Genomic DNA, 18977 nt, shown 5'->3' with positions numbered 1-18977 from the left:
CCCCCGGCCGGCCCGATGGGCCGGCGCCCCCCGGAGTTTTTCGCCAGGATGAAGAGGGACGGATGACTGCCACACTCATCGATGGAAAGGCCTTCGCCGCGACGTTGCGGGGCCGGGTTGCCGAGGAGGTCGCGGCGCTGAAGGCGGCGCACGGGATCGTGCCGGGGCTGGCGGTTGTCCTGGTGGGCGAGGATCCGGCGAGCCAGGTCTATGTGGCGCACAAGCATACGGCGACCGTCGAGGTCGGCATGGCTTCCTTCGAACACAAGTTGCCGGCCGACACGTCCGAGGCGGACCTGTTCGCCCTCATCGACCGGCTGAATGCCGACCCCGCCGTTCACGGCATCCTGTGCCAGTTCCCGGTGCCCGACCATCTGGACGAACGCCGGACGGTGGCGCGGATCGCGCCGGAAAAGGATGTCGACGGGTTGAGCGTGACCAATGCCGGGCTTCTGGCGACCGGGGACAAGGCACTGGTGAGTTGCACGCCGCTCGGGTGCCTGATGTTGCTGCGCGACCGGTTCGACAGCCTTTCGGGGCTCGAGGCGGTCGTGATCGGCCGGTCGAACCTGTTCGGCAAGCCGATGGCGCAGCTTCTGCTCGGCGAGAACTGCACCGTGACCATCGCCCATTCCCGGACGAAGAACCTGTCCGAGGTCTGCCGTCGCGCCGATATCCTGATCGCGGCGGTCGGGCGGGCCGAGCTGGTGCAGGGCGATTGGGTCAAGCCGGGGGCGACTGTGATCGATGTCGGGATCACGCGGGTGCCGCACCCCGAGAAGCCCGGAAAGACGCGCCTCATCGGTGACGTCGCCTTCGACAGCGTGGCTGCCGTCGCGGGCGCGATCACGCCCGTGCCGGGAGGCGTGGGGCCGATGACCATCGCCTGCCTTCTGGCGAACACGCTGACCGCGTGCTGCCGGGTGAACGGCTTGCCGGAGCCCGAGGGGCTTACGGTCTAGCTCACCGGGTCAGGCCGCGCCGAGCTCGGTTTAGCAGGCCTCCATCCCGTCGAGCATGCCGGTGGAGAGCGCGGCTTCGCGCGCCTCGGCGCTTTCGAAGGTCATGACCATTTCCATCCGGGTGCCTTGGCCTTCCGGGGTGAAGGTGGTGACGATGTGAGTGTCCTCGGTCGTGAACTCCGGGAGGTGCATGCGCTCGACATGCTCGATCCGGTGCGGCGGATCGAGGGCGATGTATTCGCCCGTGATCTCGAACGCCGGAAAATCACCTCTCCAGCGCATGCGGAAGCTTCCGCCGGGGCGGGCATCATGTTCGCAGTGCGTGATTTCCGAGCCGGGCGAGCCGACCATCCAGCGCCGGACCAGGTCGGCCTCGGTGTGTGCGGCGAAGACGCGCTCGGGTGGGGCCGGGAGAAGCCGACGGAGGACAAGCTGCGTGTCGCCCCGCAATTCGGTCTCAAGGGCCATCGGGGTCGGGCCTTTCTGATGCGTCGGGATCGGAAAGCAGGCCGTCGAGCCGGGTGTAGTTCGCCTCCATCGCCGTGCGGAAATCCTCGAGCCAGGCGTCGAGGTCGGCCAGGCGGTGTGGGCTGAGCCGGAAGATGCGCCTTGTTCCTGCCCGCCGGTCCGTGACGAAGCCCGCGCGGTGCAGCGTCGCGAGGTGGCGGGATACCGCGGGCTGACTGAGCGCGAATGGCCGGGCAATCTCGCCCGCGCTGGCCTCGCCGTTGCGCAGGCGTTCGAGAATGGCGCGGCGGGTCGGGTCCGCGAGTGCGGCGAAGAGATCGTCGAGCGCGTTGTTCATAACAAATCTATTATATAAAGGATATGTTATGAAGGCAATTGCGGAGCCCCGGGCTCAGGACGGGATCATCGTTCCCTGCAGGAGCGCCACGTCGCGGAGCGTGCCATCCTCCGCCGCCGCGCGCACGGTAGCCCGAACGATGACGAGGCGGCGGCCCGGTTTCACGACCTCGCCCTCGGCGACAAGGCGAGTGCCCGCGGCCGGGGCGATGAGATTGATCTTCATCTCGACCGTGAGGACCTCGGTGCCTTCCGGCATCAGGCTGAGCGCGGCATAGCCGGCGGCGCTGTCTCCGAGGGCGAAGGTCGCGCCGGCATGGGCGAAGCCATGCTGCTGTGCGATGTGCGGCGTGATCGGAGCGGAAAGAACGACACGACCGGGCGCGATCTCCTCGATCCTGGCGCCGATCGTCGTCATCAATCCCTGCCGTGCGAAACTTTCGCGGATATCGGGGGCGCGATCGGACGGGGTCGTTTCGGACATGCCTGCATCGGAGCGCCGGCTCACGGGATTGTCAACGCGGCATCACGTTTCTTGATTCACCTAATGAATCAATTAAAACAATACCTATCCAACTGAGCGGCAACGATATCGATGGACATCACCAAGCGAGTTTTGGCGCACGAGCGCCATCACACATGGATAACCCGTGTTTCCGCCTGGGCGATGGCATCTCTGATTGCCGCGCTCGTCGGTCCGTTCGGCACCTTCATTGCGATGACCTTCGATCAGCGGCTGTTCTACTGGGGCGGGCTGATCGGGGTGGCGATCATTCTGGCGGTGAGTATCCGCAAGGTGGTACTTTCGGTGGCGGACGAGGAATCCGTCGTTACCGATCTTGTCGGATCGGCCGCGATGGCGGTGACGCTGGGGCCGTCGATATGTCTCTTCAACGGCCTCGTGATGGGCAAGGACGTGCTCAGCCTCGTCATGCTCTTTCATCACGTCCTGGTGGTCTTCGTCGTGTCGCTCGCCGTTGCGCTGGTAAGGCTCTACATCCGCGCCACCACGGTGCGCCCGGGGGAGTTGCCTGATACGTTCGATGCGGCCGCCGAAGCACCTGGCCATGGCGCTTGCCACGTGCCCGACTATCTTCGGGACCTCGCCCCCGATCTGGGAAAGACGCTCCGCTGGATCAGGGCGGATGACCACTACCTCGTCGTCGAAACCGAGGCGGGGAGCGCGCGTGTCCTGATGCGGTTCCGCGACGCGCTGAAGGAACTGGGGGATCTGCCGGGGCTCAGGGTGCACCGCTCGCACTGGGTGGCTCTTGCCGCTGTGCAGGCGGTACGACCCGATGGGCGGCGCCATGTGGCCGTGCTCGACTGCGGGACCGAGGTTCCGGTCAGCCGCGCCTATCTGGAGGATCTTCGGGCGGCGGGCCTCATGCGGGACGGCGAGGCATAGGAACGGCAACCGGCGGCACCCCCAGCAGGATGGCGCGCGCGCCCGGGGCCATCAGGGCCGAAAGCTCGGGGCCGTCGCAATGGAGCCCCCCGGTATAGGTTCCGTAGGCGGGCATGACGATCCGGTCGCCGTCGACGAGAAAGCAGGGCCGCGTGATCCCGCGCCCCCGTCCCGAAAGGCGCGCCTTGGGGTGATAATGTCCCGAAATCTCCGCCTCGGCGCCGGGTTCGGCGATGTGGCGGAACACGAATGGCGCCAAGCGATACTCCGACAGATGCGTGCCGCCGAGGGCAATGGGCCCGGGGTCGTGGTTCCCCGCGATCCAGATCCAGCGCCGCCCAGCCATCAGCGGGCGCAGATGCGACGCCGTCACGTCGTCCAGCGCATCGGCCGAGGCCGCGTCATCGAAACTGTCGCCAAGGCAGACGACCGTGCGTGGCCGTGTCGCGGCGATGTCGGCGTCAAGCCGCAGGAGGGTGTCGATCCCCTCGTAAGGCGGCAGCATCGGCCCGCCGCGCCGCGCCATGCGCTCGGACTTGCCGAGATGCAGGTCGGAGACGCAGAGCAATTCCGCCGCCGGCCAGTGCAGCGCGCCGGATGCCATGGCGTGGAGCGTGTGGCCGCGAAACTGCAACACGTGGATGGGTGGGCTTGGGGCGTTCATGTTCCGTTCCATGCCATGCCGTCGCGTCCGGTGGCAAGAGCGCGCGTCGTGCGTTCCGTGCGCGCGCGCGGGAAAACCCCCGAGGGTCTTTGCGCGATCGAACCCCGTTTCAGGCCGTCTCGAGCCCGGCCGTCCGCATCAGGCGCGCGGCCTCCTCCTCCATCAGCCTCTGGCTGGCCAGCCCCTCGACGGGCACGCGCCCGGGTTCGAGGAAGAGCGGCGCGGCCAGCGGCGTGACCCGAGACAGGCGCACATGGTCGATGCGGTCGCCGATGCGTTCCAGCATCGCCTCGATGCGTCCGAAGTCGACGAGGCCGCGCATCGCCTCCTCCCGCGTGATCTCGAGCATGACATGCCCGGGGTCGTACTTGCGCAGCGTGTCATAGAGGATGTCGGAGGAGAAAGTGGCCTGCCGCCCGGACTTGCGCTTGCCTCCGGGCATGGAGCGGTCGATCAGCCCCGCGATGATGGCCGACCCCTTGAAGGTCCGCTTCATCACCGCGTTCTCCGCAAGCCATGTCTCCATCGTCTCCACGAGGTTCTCGCGGGAAAACAGCGGCCGCGCGTCCTCCACCGCATCGAGGCCCCAGATCAGCGTCGCGTAGTCGGTGGCGACGAAGCCCATCGGGTTGAGCCCCTGCGCCTCCATCCGCTGCGTGAGGAGAAGGCCGAGCGTCTGCTGCGCGTTCTTGCCGGCGAAGCCGTAGGCCACCAGATGCTCCCGCCCGTCGTGGGGAAAGCTTTCGACCAGCAACCGGTCGCGCTCGGGCAGGCGGCTGACCTTTCGCTGGAGATGGAGCCAATCGCGCGTGTGGCCGGGCAGCTCGGGCCAGTCGTCCTGCCGGAACATGCTGAGGATCCGGTCGGAAAGCTGGGTCGAGGTGGCGAACTTCGTGCCCATGAAGGTTGCGATCTTGGGCTTCTGCCAAGGTGTCCGCGTCACCTCGACCACCATTTCGCGCATCCCTTCATAGCGGACGATCTCGCCGCCGATCAGGAACGTGTCGCCCTTGCGGAGCATCGACGCGAAATACTCCTCCACCTCGCCCAGAGGCTTGCCGCCCCGGGACTTGTGGAGGCGCACGGCCATCTTGTCGGCATCCACGATGGTGCCGACGTTCATGCGGATCCGCTGCGCCGCGCGCGGATCGCGAAGCTGCCAGAGGCCATCGGGCCGCTGCATCAGCCGTTGCCACTGGTCGTAGGCGCGAAGCGCGTAGCCCCCGGTGGCGACGAAGTCGAGGCAGCGGTCGAAGGTTTCGCGCGGCAGGTCCGCATAAGCGCCGGTCGTGATGACCTCGGCATGGAGGTCGCCCGCGTCGAAGGGCCCGGCGGCGGCACGGATCAGGATGTGCTGGCACAGGACGTCGAGCGGCCCCGGCCCGCGCGGGTCGCCGTCGAGGTCGTGCTCCCGGACGGCGGCGAGTGCGGCCACGCATTCGATGACTTCGAACCGGTTGGCGGGCACGATGAGCGCCTTGGACGGGGCGTTGTAGCGGTGGTTCGCGCGCCCGATCCGCTGCACCAGCCGCTTCACGTTCTTCGGCGCGCCGACCTGGATCACGAGGTCGACGTCTCCCCAGTCGATCCCCAGGTCGAGCGTGCCCGTGCAGACAATGGCGCGCAGCCGCCCGTCGGTCATCGCCTGCTCCACCCGCTCGCGCTGTTCGCGGGCAAGCGCGCCGTGGTGGATGCCGATGGGGAGCTGTTCGTCGTTGGCGAGCCAGAGGTGGTGAAAGAAGATCTCGGCCTGCGCGCGGGTGTTGTGGAAGATCAGCGTCGTGCGGTGGCGTTTCACCTCCTCCAGCACGCGCGGGATTGCGTATTTCCCTCCGCCACCCGACCAGGGCGGCGGCTCGGGGGTCGTCAGCATGGCGATGTCGGGGTCGGGGCCGGGATCGGCCTGCAGGATCTCGCAGGGATCGGGGTGACGGGCGAGAAGGCGGGCGATGGCGGCAGGATCCTCAACGGTCGCCGACAGGCCCACGCGGCGCAGTCCCGGTGCGAGCGACGCAAGACGCGAGAGCGCCAGCATCAGCTGGTCACCGCGCTTGGATTCCGCGAGCGCGTGGATCTCGTCGACGATGACCCGCCGGAGCCCCGCGAAGGTGCGCCCGGCATCCTCGTAGGACGTCAGGAGCGCGAGGCTTTCGGGCGTGGTCAGCAGGATGTGCGGCGGGTCCGCGCGCTGCCGTTTCCTCGTGTTCGACGAGGTGTCGCCGGTGCGGTCCTCGACGCGGATGGGCAGCCCCATCTCGGTGATCGGGCCGGTCAGGTTCCGGCGGATGTCCGCGGCAAGAGCCTTCAGCGGCGAGATGTAGAGCGTGTGGAGGCCCTGGTGGCTGCCGTCCGCCAACTCGGCCAGCGTCGGCAGAAAGCCCGCCATGGTCTTGCCCCCGCCAGTGGGCGCGATGAGGAGCGTGCAGGGATCGCCCGCGCGCGCGAGCATGGCGCGCTGATGCGGATGGATGGCCCATCCGCGGCTTTCGAACCATCCGGTGATCTGTGGGGGAAGCGCCGTCATTCCCGGCAAGATAGGGGCAGGGCGGGCGGCTTGCCATGGGGCGGTTGCGCGACCCGGTCGGCGTGGCGGTGTTCCCGCAGCAAAACGGGTCTGAAAACGGAAGTTTCCAGACCCGGATAGCAGGCGTTTTCCGACGCGGTCGAGGCGTCAGTGCACGATCTTCTCTTCCTTGACGTAGAGGTTCTCCCACGCACGGTCGATCAGTTCCGGGCGCAGCTGGTAGGGGATGCCCTCGAAGTCGCAGATCGCCTTGACCTGGTCGATCAGGAACGGCGCGTGGTAGTTCGCGTAGAGGTTCTCCACCGCCGGATACTTCTTCTTCAGCATGTAGATCAGCGCCTCTTCGTTCAGCGGCACGCCCTTCTTGCGCGCCACCATGGCGAAGATCTTGAGGAACTCGCTCTGGTTCGGCCCGTCGATCTTCACCTTGAAGAAGATCCGGCGGAGCGCCGCCTGGTCGAAGATCTCGTTGGGGTGGAAGTTGGTCGAGAACACCACGAGCGTGTCGAAGGGAACCTCGAACTTCTCGCCCGACTGCAGCGCAAGGATGTCGTAGCCGGCTTCCATCGGCACGATCCAGCGGTTGATCAGCGCCTGCGGCGGCTCTTCCTGGCGACCAAGGTCGTCGACGATGAAGACGCCGCCGGTCGACTTCAGCTGAAGCGAGGCCTGGTAGGTCCGGCTGACGGCGTTGTAGTTGAGGTCGAGCATCTTCAGCATCAGCTCGCCCCCGGTCATCACCGTGGGCCGCGTGCAGAGGATGTAACGCGTGTCGTGCCGGGCCGAGGATTTCCTCAGCGGGCTCGATCCGAGGCCGGCCTCGGCGTCCTCGACCTTCGTGTGCACGATCGGGTCGAACATGGTGATGACCTGCCCCGCGTAGCTGAGCGCGTGGGGGATGTAGATATGGTCGCCCATCGCGGCGCGGATGCCTTCCGCGATCGACGACTTGCCGTTGCCGGGCGGGCCATACATGAGGACCGAGCGTCCCGAGGTGACGGCGGGGCCAAGCTGATCGATCATGCCCTCGGGCAGGATCAGGTGGCCCATCGACGCCTCCAGAACCTCGCGCGTGATGCGGACGTTCTTGATCGACTGGCGCTTGACCTGCACCTTGTAGTCCTCGAGCGGGACGGGCATCGCGCCGTAATATTCGGACTGCGACAGGGCATCGAGCGCGCGCGCCTTGCCGGCATCGGTGAGCTGGTAGCCCATCTCGTTGCCGGAGGTGGCGTGCAGGGTGCCGGTCGCCTGCATCAGCCCCATCTCGCGCAGCATGTCGATCAGCTCCTGCGTGAGCGGTGTCGGCAGGCTGATCGCTGCGGCGATGTCGGAGGCGTTCTCGACGTTCTTGCGGAACACCGTCTTGAGCATGATGTCTCGCATCATGACGACGGTTAGGCCGGTGTCCTTCAGCTTGCGCAGCGGTGGCGGCGCGAAGCTTTCGGGCAATCCTGCTTGGGTGTTCATGGCGGTTAGATCCCCGTTCAAGCTGCGAGGGGGAAACTGGCCGCCGATTTGGGCGAATTCACGGCGCGGGCGCGGAGAAACCCCGGCCCGCCCGAGCTTTGGCCCCTGTTGTCACAGGCCGGCCGACAGACCCATCGCGAGGTAGATCACGAGTGCACCGGCAAGCGCCACGCCCATGGGGAAAAGCTTGCCCGATTCCCACGAGGCCCATTCCGCGGTCGCCCGGCGCAGGGCGGGAACGCGACCCGCGCTGCGATGCGTGATCCAAGATCCCAGCAGCACCAGCGAGAAGAGCATCAGGAAGAACAGGTAATCGCCGGGCGCGATGAAGGGCGCCATGGCGGCGGCGAACTTGCTGTCGCCCGCGCCGGCCATGCCCAGCGAGGTGATGATGAACCCGGCAATCAGCACGACCACGAGTTGCAGGAGGCGGAAGCCGAACTCGTTCAGCGGAAGGACCATAAGGCCCGCGCCGACGAAGACCGCGAAAAGGGCGAGCACCGCGACGTTCGGGATGCGCATCTCGCGCAGGTCGGTTAGCGCCACCCAGACGCAGATCGGCAGGGCGAGGGGCAGGAACCAAAGGGCCTGCATGAAGGTCAGCGACAGGGTCATGAGTGTCAGGCCTCCTGGTCGAGGGCGCGCAGCGCGCGCACGGCGGCTTCGAAATGCTGGGGATGGGTATCGATGGCTTCGGACAGGAGGTTGCGGCCGATCGCAACTTCCCCCTGACGGATCGCGGCCAGGGCGGCGGTATGCAGAAGCTGTGCCCGCTCGATCTGGGTCATGCGGACCAGCGGCAACTGGTAGTTGCCCTGGGCAGCGCGGGCGAGAACGAGGTTGTTCTTCGCGGTGAAGAGGTTCGGATCGTAGGTGATCGCCTCCATGAACAGCTCTTCCGCGCCTTCGTGGTCGCCGCGCGTCAGCCGCGAGAAGCCCCAGTTGTTCAGCGTGGTCGCCGGCCGCGTGGTCAGGCCGACCGCGGTTTCGTAGAAGCTTTCGGCGCGGTCCCATTCGCGGTTCGAGTCGGCGATCATCGCCTCGAGGCGGTAGCGCTCGAAGGTTTCGAGGGTCGGCGGGATCAGGTCGAGTTGCGCCTCGGCGTCATCCCAGTCGCCATTGCGGATGAGCGCGTCGGCATAGTCGAGCCGGTCCTGGTGGGTCGATGTTCCATCGGCCACGATCTGCGACCAGAGCGGCAGCGCTTCGGCGGCGCGTCCGGCGCGCACGAGGCTCCGGGCCAGGCCACGCTTGAGGTCGATGCGGTCGGGCTGTTCATCCAGCGTGCGGCGGAAATAGGCGACCGCCTCATCGGGGGAGGCGGCGCTCAGCATCACGTCGCTGAGGTTCGTCTCGTCGATGACGTTCAGGGGGTCGAGGGCGCGGTCGACATCCGCACCGCGGGTCTGGTCGCACGCGGCCAGGCCGATAACGGCCACAAGCGCCGGAATCATCCGGAGAAACGGGGACATGGTCTGCCTCATCTGCTCGCCCGTTTTCAGCCTGACCTTGCGAGGAGTTCGTAGACCCCTGGGCCGCGTCGGATCAGGTCGAAACGGAAATCGTTGTTTTCCGTAGAATAGACCGAATCCTCCATCCGCGCGATAGCCGTGCGCAAGTTCTCTCGGATCGCGTCCGTTCGGCCACTGTCGAGGGCAAAGGCCTGCTGGAACACGCGCCGCGCCTCGCCGTACTCGCCCTGCTCCATCAGGACGACGCCGAGATTGTTGAGCGCGGGCACGAAGTCTTCTTCCTCGTCCAGCGCCTGCCTCAGAAGCGCTTCGGCCTGGCCGATGCGCCCGAGCCTGAGGTTGGCGGAGCCGAGCGCCGAAAGGACGTCGACATTGAGGCCGAGGGTCCCCGCCGCACGATAGTAGGCACGCAAGGCCAGTTCGTATTCCCCCGACTCCATCAGCCGGTGCCCGACGATCAGGCCATCGACCGACGTTCCCCCGGTATCGAGACCGGGAAGGTCGGGGTCCGAGGACGTCAGCGGCGCGCTGGGCGTACAGGCGGTGGCGACGGCGAGCACGGCCAAGGCCACGCAGATGCGTCGGGCGATGCTTGCGGCGGCGGGTGCATGCCTCATGGCACGGGTCATCCCCTGGGGTCTGGCTGCTCGGGCGGGGCCGGTGTGTCCGGCCCTCGCGCGGGGGTGGTGTTGCTGCCAGTCTAGCGCGCATCGGGGGGGGCTGTCTCCCCTCAGTTGCCGAGCATTTGCGCGATGCCGTAGACCGAGGGACCGATCAGGATGATCAGGAGCGGCGGCACACAGAACATCATGGTTCCAAGCGTCAGCTTCGTGGGAAGCTTGTTGGCCTTTTCCTCGGCACGCATCACGCGCTTGTCGCGCATTTCCTCGGCGTAGACCCTCAGCGCCTCGGCGATCGAGGTGCCGAAGGTCGCCGACTGGATCAGCGTGGTGACGAAGCTGTTGATGTCCTGCACGTCGACGCGCTCGCCCATGTCGCGGAGAACGCGGGACTTCTCCTTGCCGGCCTTCATCTCGTAGGCGACGATCTGGAACTCCTCGGCGAGCGAGGGGTAGGAGGTCTCGATCTCCTTGGCGACGCGGTTGATCGCCTGGTCGAGCGATTGGCCGGCCTCGACGCAGACGAGCATCAGGTCGAGCGCGTCCGGAAAGCCCTGGATGATCTGCTCCTGACGCACCTGCAGACGGCGCTGGACCCAGTATTTCGGGGCGTAGTAGCCCACGCAGCCGGGCAGGAGCACCGTGATGATGGACGCCTGTGCCGAGCCGCCACCCGCGATCAGCAGGTAGATCGTGCCGATCACGAGGCCGCCGATCCCGCCCACGAGCTGTAGGAAGTGGAACATCTGCACCGCGCCCTTGGAGCGGTAGCCCGCGCGGATCATGGTCAGCTGCGAAGCCGACAGTTCGTCGACGTTCTGGGGCTGGAGATACTGGGCGAAACGGTCAAGCCGCTCATCCTTGCCCCCGACGCGCAGGCCACGCTTGGGGTTGGAGGTGACGCCGCTCTTCTCGGCGCCATCGTTCTTCAGGCGGCTGAACGGGTCCTTCGTCGGCCGGAGCGCGGCCGGGAGGACCAGGATGATCAGCAGAACACCGAGAAGGCCCACGACGATCATCGGGCCGAGATCGCCGAACTGTGCTGTCAGCCACTCGTTGCCCTTGGCGAAATATGCTCGGATCATTTCCATCTTGGCGGCGTCCTCGTCAGACTTTGATGTTAACCATCATGCGCATGAAGATCATGTTCACGCCGAGCATGACTGCCACGACCGCACAGGCGGGGATGAAAGCGGGGGTGTCGATCACGTCTGCGTAGTAGTCGGGCTTCATCACGTTGATGCCGATGAGGCAGAGGATCGGGAAGAACGACAGGAACGTGCCCGAGAACTTGGCCTCGGAGGTGATCGCCTTGACCTTCCGGAATAGCTTGAAGCGTGCCCGGATCACGTTGGCGAGGCCCTGCAGGATCTCGGCGAGGTTGCCGCCCGAGGTCTGCTGGATGCCGACGGCCACGGCGAGGAAGCGAAGGTCCTGGATGTCCAGGCGCTCGGCCATGGCACGGATCGATTCCGACACGTCACGCCCATAGGCCGCCTCGTCGGCGATGATGCCTAGCTCGGAGGCCAGCGGGTCGGACATCTCGCGGGCGACGGTGTGCACCGCCGACACGAAGGGATGGCCCACGCGCAGGCTTCGCACCATGAGTTCCACCGCGTCGGGCAGCTGCTCCTCGAGCTTGGCGATCCGCTTCTTCGCCTTCGAGGACACCCACTGGTAGACCGCGCCGACACCCATGACGATCGACACAAGCAGGCGGATCGGCAGCGATGCGGAGGTCAGGACCGTAAGCGCGAGGAAGACGACGACGGTCAGGCCCGCCATCACCATCATCAGCTGTTCGGGCGTGAAGGCGATGTTCGCCTTCTGGGCCTTGTCGGCGATGAGCGAATAGAACGGGACCCGCACGCGGCCCTTGTGCTGGGACATCTCCTTGCGGAGCTGGGCCAGCACGTCCTCGCGGCTGGCACCCTGTTCCAGCATCGCCAGGCGTCGGTTGACGCGCGCGTTCAGGCTGATCGACTTGCCGAAGACGGCAAGATAGACACCCTCCACCAGCAGGAGGACGCCGACGAAGATGCCGATATAGATGAGCGGTTCGATCGAGAGTTCCATGGGCGTTTACTCCGCGGCGACGGGTTCGTAGATGGCTGCCGGCAGGTCGTAGCCCCACTGGCGGAAACGTTCGGCATAGTGCGAGCGCACGCCGCAGGCCGTGAAATGGCCCATGATCGTGCCGTCGGGCTTGAGCCCCGTGCGCTGGTAGCGGAACACCTCCTGCATCGAGAGGACCTCGCCTTCCATGCCGGTCACTTCCGTGATCGAAACCATCCGGCGCGAGCCGTCCTGGAGGCGGCTGGCCTGCACGATGAGGTTCACGGCGCTTGCGATCTGGGCGCGGACGGCCTTGATCGGCATCTCGATGCCGGACATGGCGACCATGTTCTCCAGACGCGAGCAGGCATCGCGCGCGCTGTTGGCGTGGATCGTGGTCATCGAGCCGTCGTGGCCGGTGTTCATGGCCTGCAGCATGTCGATCACTTCCTCGCCGCGCGTCTCGCCGACGATGATGCGGTCGGGACGCATCCGGAGCGCGTTTCTCAGACAGTCGCGCTGCGTGACGGCGCCCTTGCCCTCGACGTTGGGCGGGCGGCTTTCCATCCGGCCCACGTGGACCTGCTGCAGCTGAAGTTCCGCGGTGTCCTCGATCGTCAGGATGCGTTCCTTGTTGTCGATGAAGGACGACAGCGCGTTGAGCGTGGTGGTCTTACCCGAACCCGTACCGCCCGAGACGATGACGTTGAGGCGCGTGGCGACGGCGGCCTGGAGATAGGCGGCCATCTCCTCGGAGAAGGCGCCGAACTTCACGAGATCGTCGATCCCGAGCTTTTCCTTCTTGAATTTCCGGATCGAGACGAGCGAGCCGTCCACTGCGACCGGCGGCACCATCGCGTTGAAGCGCGATCCGTCCTTGAGGCGGGCGTCGACATAGGGGTTCGATTCGTCGACGCGCCGGCCCACGGCCGACACGATCTTGTCGATGATCCTGAGAAGGTGCCGCTCGTCCTTGAAGCGGATGTCGGTCAGTTCCAGCCGGCCTGCACGTTCCACGAAGATGCGGTTGGGGCCGTTGACCAGGATATCGTTGACCGTCTCGTCCTTCAGAAGCGGCTCCAGCGGCCCGAGACCCGTCACCTCGTCGAACAGCTCGACGTTCAGCATCTGCCGGTCTTCGCGGTTCAGCACGACGCCCATGTCTGCCAGCTGTTCGCTGGTGATGGCGTTGATCTCGGCGCGCAGCTCGCTTTCCTTGGCCCCTTCCAGCGCGGAGAGGTTCAGGTTGTCGAGCAGACGGTGGTGCATCTCCGTCTTGAGTTCGTCCAGGCGCTGGCGGCGCTTGGCATCCTTGACGTCGCCACCCGACAGGTCGGCCTTTGGCACGGCGGCAAGCTGCTGGGGCTTGCGCGCGGCAGCCGGCGGGTCCTGAGACGAAGATGCCTCGGGCGCGGGCCGGGGCGAGCGCGCCTCGGCCTTTTCCGCGTTTGCGGCTTCGGCGGCGTCGGGCTTCGATCCCGGCTTGCGATACTTCGAGAACATCGGCGGCTTCCCCCGTTACTTGGCGGCTTTGGCGTCGGCCAGCATGGCCTGGTGCAGGCCCTGGGCTAGCTTGGCGATTTCCTTGCGGAGCGGGTTTTTCTTCGCGGCTTCGCCCATGGGCTGGCCGTTGTCGCCGGCCTCGCGGACCTGCTTGCCGCCGTCGGGCAGGTGGGTCTTGATCTCCACCCCGAGGCTTTCGGCCAGCTTCTTGACGCGGCCCTTGCCCGTCAGGTCCATTCCGCCCGGTGCCCGGTTCAGGACGTACTGAACCTTTTCCAGCGGCAGATCCTCGGCCCGAAGCGCCTTGATGAAGCGCATCGCATCCTGCGCCGAGCGCAGGTCGAGCTCCATCGTCGCAAAGAAGATGTCCGAGCGGTTCAGAACCGCCTCGGTCCAGACCACGAGGCTGCGCGGCATGTCCACGATAACGATGTCGAAGGTCTGCATCGCGAGGTTGAGGATCGCCTCCACCTCCGCCGGACCCATGATGTCGAGCGGCAGGATCTCGGGCGGCGCGGTGAAGACCGACAGCTTGTCGCCGTAGCCCACCATCGCCTGACGGAACGCGTCGGGGTCCATCGTATGGGCGTCTTGCAGGAACTCGACCACGACTTCCCGGCGCGGCAGGTCGAGATAGGTCGCGACCGAGCCGTATTGCAGGTCGAAGTCCATCAGGCAGACCGTCGGGGACTTTTTCTTGTCGATGGTCGCGAGTTCCCACGCGAGGTTGACGGCCAGCGTGGTTGCGCCGGTGCCCCCCGCCAGGTTCTGCACGGCGAACATCGCGCCGTGCCCGCCCATCGTGGGCTTGGCGTTCGGGGCCTCGCTGCCCGCGGGCGGTCCGCCGGCCGCGGTCGCTGCCGCCGCGTCGGAAGCCATGGACTTGATCCGCTCGACCGCGTCGTGAAGCGCGCCGTCGGACAGCGGATAGGGGAGAAAGTCGTCCGCGCCGAGGCGCAGGAGCTGGTGCAGCGTGGCGGGCGAAACGCCGTCGGCCACGATGATGACGCGGATGCCGCGCGTCTTCGCGGTGCGGATCAATTCGCCGAGCAGGCCGACGTCGGCCTCGTCCTCGGTGGTGATCGCAAGTGCGATGAAGACGAGGTCGTCTGCCTCGGGTTGCTGCAGGAAGGCGCGTGCCTCGTCGAAGCCGAGATCACCCCAGCCATCGCCGAGTTCGGCCTCCATGTCCTCGATCAGGAGATCGAAGCGATGCACATTGCGCGACACCGTACAGGCGACGACCGCCGCAGGTTCGGATTGCAGAGCCAGTCCGCTACTCATTCCTCATTTCCCACTCATGCCCGGATGATCCGGGTCCTGTTCTGTCGAAGAACGGCGAGGTCCATTCCCCGGATGCGGCGTTCCCTCGCCATCGGCAAAAACCGGGAGGAAGGGACCGCACCGTCGGCGAACCTGACGCGCAAAAAGGGCAACAATAGGACCTGAATAAGGGATTAGGTTTACGGATGGGCGGTATTTCATCGGCAACCGCCGGGCGCGCGGGGCGCAACGAAAAAGGGCCCGCGCAGCGGACCCTTCTCGTCTTTTTGGATTTCTTTCGGCGGCCTCAGGGCGCCACGACCCCCGCGCCCGATCCGTCGCCCGCCCCGCCCTGGCTGCCTGAGGCGCCCGACACGTAAGTGCGGTAGACGATCTGGGCGTATTCGCCGTCGAGGACCATCGGGTGCGTCTGGACGAAGCCCGTGACCTCGGTGACGGTCCGGCGGTTGCGGCGTTCCTCCGTTTCGGTGGCAACGACCGGCTGCGTCTCGCCCAGCGAGACCATCGCCTGCAGCCGCGAGCGTTCGACGCCCTGGCTCACGATGTAGTCGACCGCCGCGCGTGCCCGGCGCAGGCCGAGACGCTGGTTGTAGGCGTTCGATCCCACAAGGTCGGTGTGGCCGTAGACGGTGAAGCGCACCTCCGGGAAGTGCCGGATGAACGCGGCCTGCTCGCGCAGGATCGCGCGGGCCTGCTCGTCGAGCACGGCGGAGTTGAAGGCGAAGTTGATCGTCGTCGGAACCGTCTCGGCAAAGCGGCGACCCAGCACCTCGGCATAGCTCAACTCGCCGTTGTGCAGCATTATGTTGGTCATCGTCGGGTTGCCAAACCCGCCTTCGTCGAGATGCGCGCCAAGCGGCTGCGATGCGTCGAAGAGGTCCTCGCATCCTGCAAGTCCGAGGACCAGGCCGAGGGCGAGACCGCCGGTGGCGATCCGCCGCCGGAGCGGGGTGGGGGAGGCGATGCTCGTTGTGATGCGCATGGGTTCGCTCCTCATTCCATCACGTAGCCGTAGGACCCGCCGAAATCCTGCGCCGCGACGTCGCCTGCGGCGGTGCCGGGACGGGGCCGGCCGGTGGTGCGGCCGTGCAGGAAGAGATCGGCCTCGGTCGGAAGCGCGATCCGGTCGGTCGGAAGCGCCAGCGCCTCGCCGCGGACCGGGTTCACGAGGTGCGCGGTGACGATGATGACAAGTTCCGTCTGCTCGCGCTGGTAGGAGGCCGAACGGAACAGCGCGCCGAGGATCGGCAGGTCGCCGAGCCAGGGGACCTGCCCCACCGTGTCGCGGAAGTCATCCTGGAGAAGACCGGCGATTGCGAAGCTCTCTCCATCGCGAAGCTCTACCGTGGTGCCCGCGCGGCGGGTGTTGAGCGACGGGATCTCCGCGCCACCGCCAGTGGCCACGGTCGGGCCGATCGACGAGACCTCTGCGTCGAGGTTCAGGTTGATGATCTCGCCTTCCACCACCGTGGGCGTAAAGCTCATGTTCACACCGAAGGGCTTGAATTCGATGCCGATTCCATTGTCGCCCTGAACCGGGATCGGGTATTCGCCGCCTGCGAGGAACGTTGCCGACTGTCCCGAGAGGGCTGTCAGGTTCGGTTCCGCCAGAGTGCGGACCATGCCGTTCGATTCCAGCGCTTCGAGCAGGATGCCGATCTGGGCCGACCCTGCGCCGAAGGCGATCGAGAGTGCGCCGGTGCGTCCGTCGATGGCACCCGTTCCGCCGAGTGTCGGTGCGGCGGGCGCGCCGGTGTCTCCCAGAGCGTTGCTGCCGAACGCGGCGTCCGAAGTTCCGACACCGAGCGAGGTCGACAGTTCGTGGCGCACCGTGCGCTGCATCTCGGCGAAGCGGACCTGCAGCATCACCTGCTGCGTGCCGCCGACCATCATCAGGTTCGAGACGTTGCCGGGCGTGTAGCGTTCGGCCAGTTGCATGGCGCGATCGACCGCCTGCAGGGAGGTCAGCGTGCCCGACAGGACGATGCCGTCATTGGCGGTCCGGACCTCGACAGGTTCGCCGGGGAGGATCTCGCGCAGGCGCTCACGCAGCTCCGCGACATCGGGGATCACCTGGATCTCGACGTTGGCGATCAGGTTGCCCTCGGCCGAGAGAAGGGTCATCGTCGTCCGCCCCGGCGCCCGGCCGAGGATGTAGATCGACCGTTCCGACAGCGTCGCGATGTCCGCGATGGCGGGGTTGGCGACCGAAAGCTCGGCGAAGAGCATGTCGCTCTCGACCACGACCGCCCGGTTCATCGGCACCCGGAGGGTCGCCGAAGTTGCTCCTTCGAGCACCCGCAAGGTCTGAGCCGTACCGGGCACTGCCTGTGTAAAGACCGCACCCAGGCCTATGGCCATTGCGGCCAGGAATCTCGTCACGCGCATGATGATCCTGCCTCTATGCCTCTGCTCGGGCGTTGTCCGAATGGCCGCCCGTTTTGTCCACTGTGCCCCAAATGGAGATTTCACGCAAGAATCTGTGTGTTGCAGTTCGCTCTTTATGTGGTGAATCGACAACGCACAGGTTTATCCACAGTTTGTGGAGAGGTGGGATTACCGCGTTCCGGGCAAAACAAAACGCCCCGGCGCGAAGGTTTTTCGCGCCGGGGCGTCTTTTCCGATCGCCGGCCAGGGACAGGACCGGCACCGGTTTTCCCAGGTGGCTCAGTTGGTGCAGGGCACCTGCGTCACCACGAGTTCGCCGCCGCGACGCGCACGCACGGTGCAGATCTGCGGCCCGGCGCTCTGGACGATTTCCTCGGCGCCGAGAAGCTGGTTCGTGGATACTTCGACCGCTTCCGAGATCGTCTCGTCGCCCACGCCGACCAGAGCCAGCGTCAGGGCGCCCGAGGCCTGGGCCTGGGTCAGGGCGGCGATGTCGGCGGGGCCGGCCATCACGGTGATCGTGCGCGCGATGGTCGGGTTGTTGCGGTCTTCGTCGGCGATCTGGTCGATGGCGATGATCTGCACGTTCGACCGGATCAGCCGCGTGACGCGGTCGCCCTCGCGGCCATTGCCGGTCCAGTAGACATCGACCCGGTCGCCCGGCCGGAGGAAGCCCGAAACGCCCGAGGTCACGTCGACCTGCAGGGCGAGGGCGCGCATGCCGGCCTCGAGACGGGAGGCGACGCCGGCATCCTCGCCGGGTGCCGTGACCTTGGTGATCAGGACGGGTTCGTCCGCTTCCATCACGCGCAGGACGATTCGCGGCTCGTCGGCACCCGCGGGAAAAAGCTCTTCTTCCGAAGTGAACGCGCCGAAGGGCACATGGTCGGACGGCCAACGGATCGCACGCACGTCACCCGGGCGCAGGGGTTCGCCGTAGCGGACCTGCCGGGTCACCACGTAGACATCCGTGGTCGGCACGATGGCATTGCGCTGCTGCGCAATGGCGGTCTGATACTGGTCGAACCGGTCTTTCGCCACCGACACCGCGAAGGCTGCAAGGCCGACACCGACCATCAGGACTAGGACGAAGATGATACGCATTTCGGCATCCTCATGTTGCTGCTCTGTGCCGCCCCAAGCGGCCAGCGAAGGATGCCGCGGCCCGTTTCGGCCACGTCACCCTCACCCATTGGCAACACATCGTTTATGAATCTGGCGAAATTTGGGACGGCGGCGCGAAATTTCCGCGCCGCCCCCCGCTTCCGGTTGCCCGGATCAGTCCGCGTCCTGCTGGTTGGCGTTGTCGAACGGGTCGCTGAGCGGATCGGTGTCGGTCAACGCCGTCGAGATATCTCCCGACAGATCTTCGATGCCGCCCGAGACGACGCTCATCACGGCGAGGCCGAGGCCGACGATGGCGGCGGTCAGCACCACCCAGTCCACCGTGACGGCGCCGGACTCGTCCGACAGGAAGGTACGAAGCTTGGAAATGGCCATGAAAGCACTCCTGCTGCTGTTGTGGCATGTGGGGGAGGCTCGGCCGGGGCACCGCAGGTCGTGCGGACGGCGGTACCGGGCGGGACGAGCCGGGCGCTTTCTGCACCGACGCCCATGGGCGCGGGAGGCAGATGGCCGGGATCGCGGGGCAGGAATGTGGCGTGGCGGCGACGGCGACCGCCCGTTCCGTTCAGGCTTTAGACGAATGCCGCGGATCGTCCCAAAAAGGGAAAAGCCGCATCCCCGGGGGATGCGGCTTTCCGAAAGTCGGTTCTCTGTGCTGGACGCCTGGGCGTCCGCTGCGAGATCAGTTCGACTGCAGG

General features: G+C 66.4%; 19 protein-coding genes. 2 read left to right on the top strand and 17 right to left on the bottom strand.

From position 1 onward, the window contains the following. Positions 1 to 62 precede the first annotated feature (62 nt). A complete protein-coding gene (gene folD, locus N8I71_RS20335) occupies positions 63 to 962 on the top strand; it encodes a bifunctional methylenetetrahydrofolate dehydrogenase/methenyltetrahydrofolate cyclohydrolase FolD (protein ID WP_262879875.1) in 900 nt (299 codons plus the stop codon). Positions 963 to 992: 30 nt separating this feature from the next. On the opposite strand, the gene N8I71_RS20330 is transcribed toward folD, so the two are convergent. Genes N8I71_RS20330 through N8I71_RS20320 form a run of 3 tightly spaced genes read right to left on the bottom strand, consistent with a single transcriptional unit; the run spans position 993 to position 2250 of the window. After that, positions 993 to 1430: an SRPBCC family protein gene (locus N8I71_RS20330; protein WP_262879874.1), complete on the bottom strand. Its 438-nt coding sequence runs from the start codon at positions 1428 to 1430 to the stop codon at positions 993 to 995. Next, positions 1420 to 1767, bottom strand: coding sequence for an ArsR/SmtB family transcription factor (locus tag N8I71_RS20325; protein WP_262879873.1), 348 nt, complete (start codon positions 1765 to 1767; stop codon positions 1420 to 1422). Before N8I71_RS20325 ends, N8I71_RS20330 begins: the two co-directional genes overlap by 11 nt. Positions 1768 to 1821: 54 nt before the next feature. Then, entirely contained in the window at positions 1822 to 2250 is a 429-nt protein-coding gene (locus N8I71_RS20320; protein WP_262879872.1) for a PaaI family thioesterase, read from the bottom strand. A 183-nt stretch (positions 2251 to 2433) separates the two neighbouring features. Between N8I71_RS20320 and N8I71_RS20315 the strand changes: the two genes are divergently transcribed. Continuing rightward, positions 2434 to 3174, top strand: a complete 741-nt coding sequence (locus tag N8I71_RS20315) for a LytTR family DNA-binding domain-containing protein (protein WP_262879871.1) — start codon at positions 2434 to 2436, stop codon at positions 3172 to 3174. Here N8I71_RS20315 and pdeM read toward each other — a convergent pair. The 14 genes from pdeM to N8I71_RS20245 form a co-directional block, all read right to left on the bottom strand. Next, the gene (gene pdeM / locus N8I71_RS20310; protein ID WP_262879870.1) at positions 3152 to 3838 is read right to left on the bottom strand and encodes a ligase-associated DNA damage response endonuclease PdeM; all 687 of its coding nucleotides are present in this window, start codon (positions 3836 to 3838) and stop codon (positions 3152 to 3154) included. The two genes, N8I71_RS20315 and pdeM, sit on opposite strands and share 23 nt — an antisense overlap. 109 nt (positions 3839 to 3947) lie before the next feature. Further along, the gene (locus N8I71_RS20305; protein ID WP_262879869.1) at positions 3948 to 6362 is read right to left on the bottom strand and encodes a ligase-associated DNA damage response DEXH box helicase; all 2415 of its coding nucleotides are present in this window, start codon (positions 6360 to 6362) and stop codon (positions 3948 to 3950) included. Between the two features lie 147 nt (positions 6363 to 6509). Further along, positions 6510 to 7832, bottom strand: coding sequence for a P-loop NTPase family protein (locus N8I71_RS20300; RefSeq protein ID WP_262879868.1), 1323 nt, complete (start codon positions 7830 to 7832; stop codon positions 6510 to 6512). Between the two features lie 111 nt (positions 7833 to 7943). Beyond that, a complete protein-coding gene (locus N8I71_RS20295; RefSeq protein WP_262879867.1) occupies positions 7944 to 8447 on the bottom strand; it encodes a prepilin peptidase in 504 nt (167 codons plus the stop codon). 5 nt (positions 8448 to 8452) lie between these two features. Beyond that, a complete protein-coding gene (locus tag N8I71_RS20290) occupies positions 8453 to 9304 on the bottom strand; it encodes a tetratricopeptide repeat protein (RefSeq protein ID WP_262879866.1) in 852 nt (283 codons plus the stop codon). A 26-nt stretch (positions 9305 to 9330) separates the two neighbouring features. Continuing rightward, complete coding sequence (locus N8I71_RS20285; RefSeq protein WP_262879865.1) at positions 9331 to 9921, bottom strand: tetratricopeptide repeat protein; 591 nt, start codon at positions 9919 to 9921, stop codon at positions 9331 to 9333. Positions 9922 to 10034: 113 nt separating this feature from the next. Next, positions 10035 to 11015, bottom strand: a complete 981-nt coding sequence (locus N8I71_RS20280; RefSeq protein WP_406676391.1) for a type II secretion system F family protein — start codon at positions 11013 to 11015, stop codon at positions 10035 to 10037. Between the two features lie 16 nt (positions 11016 to 11031). Beyond that, positions 11032 to 12000, bottom strand: coding sequence for a type II secretion system F family protein (locus N8I71_RS20275; RefSeq protein ID WP_262879864.1), 969 nt, complete (start codon positions 11998 to 12000; stop codon positions 11032 to 11034). A 6-nt stretch (positions 12001 to 12006) separates the two neighbouring features. Then, positions 12007 to 13482, bottom strand: coding sequence for a CpaF family protein (locus N8I71_RS20270; RefSeq protein WP_262879863.1), 1476 nt, complete (start codon positions 13480 to 13482; stop codon positions 12007 to 12009). A gap of 15 nt (positions 13483 to 13497) precedes the next feature. Beyond that, positions 13498 to 14766 carry an AAA family ATPase gene (locus N8I71_RS20265; protein WP_262879862.1) on the bottom strand — a complete coding sequence of 423 codons (1269 nt, stop codon included), beginning with the start codon at positions 14764 to 14766 and terminating at the stop codon, positions 13498 to 13500. A 286-nt stretch (positions 14767 to 15052) separates the two neighbouring features. Next, positions 15053 to 15748, bottom strand: coding sequence for an OmpA family protein (locus N8I71_RS20260; RefSeq protein WP_262879861.1), 696 nt, complete (start codon positions 15746 to 15748; stop codon positions 15053 to 15055). An 11-nt stretch (positions 15749 to 15759) separates the two neighbouring features. Further along, entirely contained in the window at positions 15760 to 17127 is a 1368-nt protein-coding gene (locus tag N8I71_RS20255) for a type II and III secretion system protein family protein (protein ID WP_262879876.1), read from the bottom strand. Positions 17128 to 17433: 306 nt separating this feature from the next. Then, a complete protein-coding gene (gene cpaB / locus N8I71_RS20250; protein WP_262879860.1) occupies positions 17434 to 18258 on the bottom strand; it encodes a Flp pilus assembly protein CpaB in 825 nt (274 codons plus the stop codon). Positions 18259 to 18432: 174 nt separating this feature from the next. Continuing rightward, positions 18433 to 18654, bottom strand: a complete 222-nt coding sequence (locus N8I71_RS20245) for a hypothetical protein (protein WP_262879859.1) — start codon at positions 18652 to 18654, stop codon at positions 18433 to 18435. Positions 18655 to 18977 lie beyond the last annotated feature (323 nt).

Origin of the sequence: Roseicyclus sediminis (assembly GCF_025515305.1) — a bacterium.
Taxonomy (GTDB): Bacteria; Pseudomonadota; Alphaproteobacteria; order Rhodobacterales; family Rhodobacteraceae; genus Roseibacterium; species Roseibacterium sediminis.
This window is presented reverse-complemented; position numbering and strand designations above follow the sequence as displayed.

Coding starts and splice junctions, on each gene's coding strand:
- folD (WP_262879875.1), top strand. CDS start 63: ATGACTGCCACACTCATCGATGGAAAGGCCTTCGCCGCGACGTTGCGG.
- N8I71_RS20330 (WP_262879874.1), bottom strand. CDS start 1,430: ATGGCCCTTGAGACCGAATTGCGGGGCGACACGCAGCTTGTCCTCCGT.
- N8I71_RS20325 (WP_262879873.1), bottom strand. CDS start 1,767: ATGAACAACGCGCTCGACGATCTCTTCGCCGCACTCGCGGACCCGACC.
- N8I71_RS20320 (WP_262879872.1), bottom strand. CDS start 2,250: ATGTCCGAAACGACCCCGTCCGATCGCGCCCCCGATATCCGCGAAAGT.
- N8I71_RS20315 (WP_262879871.1), top strand. CDS start 2,434: ATGGCATCTCTGATTGCCGCGCTCGTCGGTCCGTTCGGCACCTTCATT.
- pdeM (WP_262879870.1), bottom strand. CDS start 3,838: ATGAACGCCCCAAGCCCACCCATCCACGTGTTGCAGTTTCGCGGCCAC.
- N8I71_RS20305 (WP_262879869.1), bottom strand. CDS start 6,362: ATGACGGCGCTTCCCCCACAGATCACCGGATGGTTCGAAAGCCGCGGA.
- N8I71_RS20300 (WP_262879868.1), bottom strand. CDS start 7,832: ATGAACACCCAAGCAGGATTGCCCGAAAGCTTCGCGCCGCCACCGCTG.
- N8I71_RS20295 (WP_262879867.1), bottom strand. CDS start 8,447: ATGACCCTGTCGCTGACCTTCATGCAGGCCCTTTGGTTCCTGCCCCTC.
- N8I71_RS20290 (WP_262879866.1), bottom strand. CDS start 9,304: ATGTCCCCGTTTCTCCGGATGATTCCGGCGCTTGTGGCCGTTATCGGC.
- N8I71_RS20285 (WP_262879865.1), bottom strand. CDS start 9,921: ATGAGGCATGCACCCGCCGCCGCAAGCATCGCCCGACGCATCTGCGTG.
- N8I71_RS20280 (WP_406676391.1), bottom strand. CDS start 11,015: ATGGAAATGATCCGAGCATATTTCGCCAAGGGCAACGAGTGGCTGACA.
- N8I71_RS20275 (WP_262879864.1), bottom strand. CDS start 12,000: ATGGAACTCTCGATCGAACCGCTCATCTATATCGGCATCTTCGTCGGC.
- N8I71_RS20270 (WP_262879863.1), bottom strand. CDS start 13,482: ATGTTCTCGAAGTATCGCAAGCCGGGATCGAAGCCCGACGCCGCCGAA.
- N8I71_RS20265 (WP_262879862.1), bottom strand. CDS start 14,766: ATGAGTAGCGGACTGGCTCTGCAATCCGAACCTGCGGCGGTCGTCGCC.
- N8I71_RS20260 (WP_262879861.1), bottom strand. CDS start 15,748: ATGCGCATCACAACGAGCATCGCCTCCCCCACCCCGCTCCGGCGGCGG.
- N8I71_RS20255 (WP_262879876.1), bottom strand. CDS start 17,127: ATGGCCATAGGCCTGGGTGCGGTCTTTACACAGGCAGTGCCCGGTACG.
- cpaB (WP_262879860.1), bottom strand. CDS start 18,258: ATGCGTATCATCTTCGTCCTAGTCCTGATGGTCGGTGTCGGCCTTGCA.
- N8I71_RS20245 (WP_262879859.1), bottom strand. CDS start 18,654: ATGGCCATTTCCAAGCTTCGTACCTTCCTGTCGGACGAGTCCGGCGCC.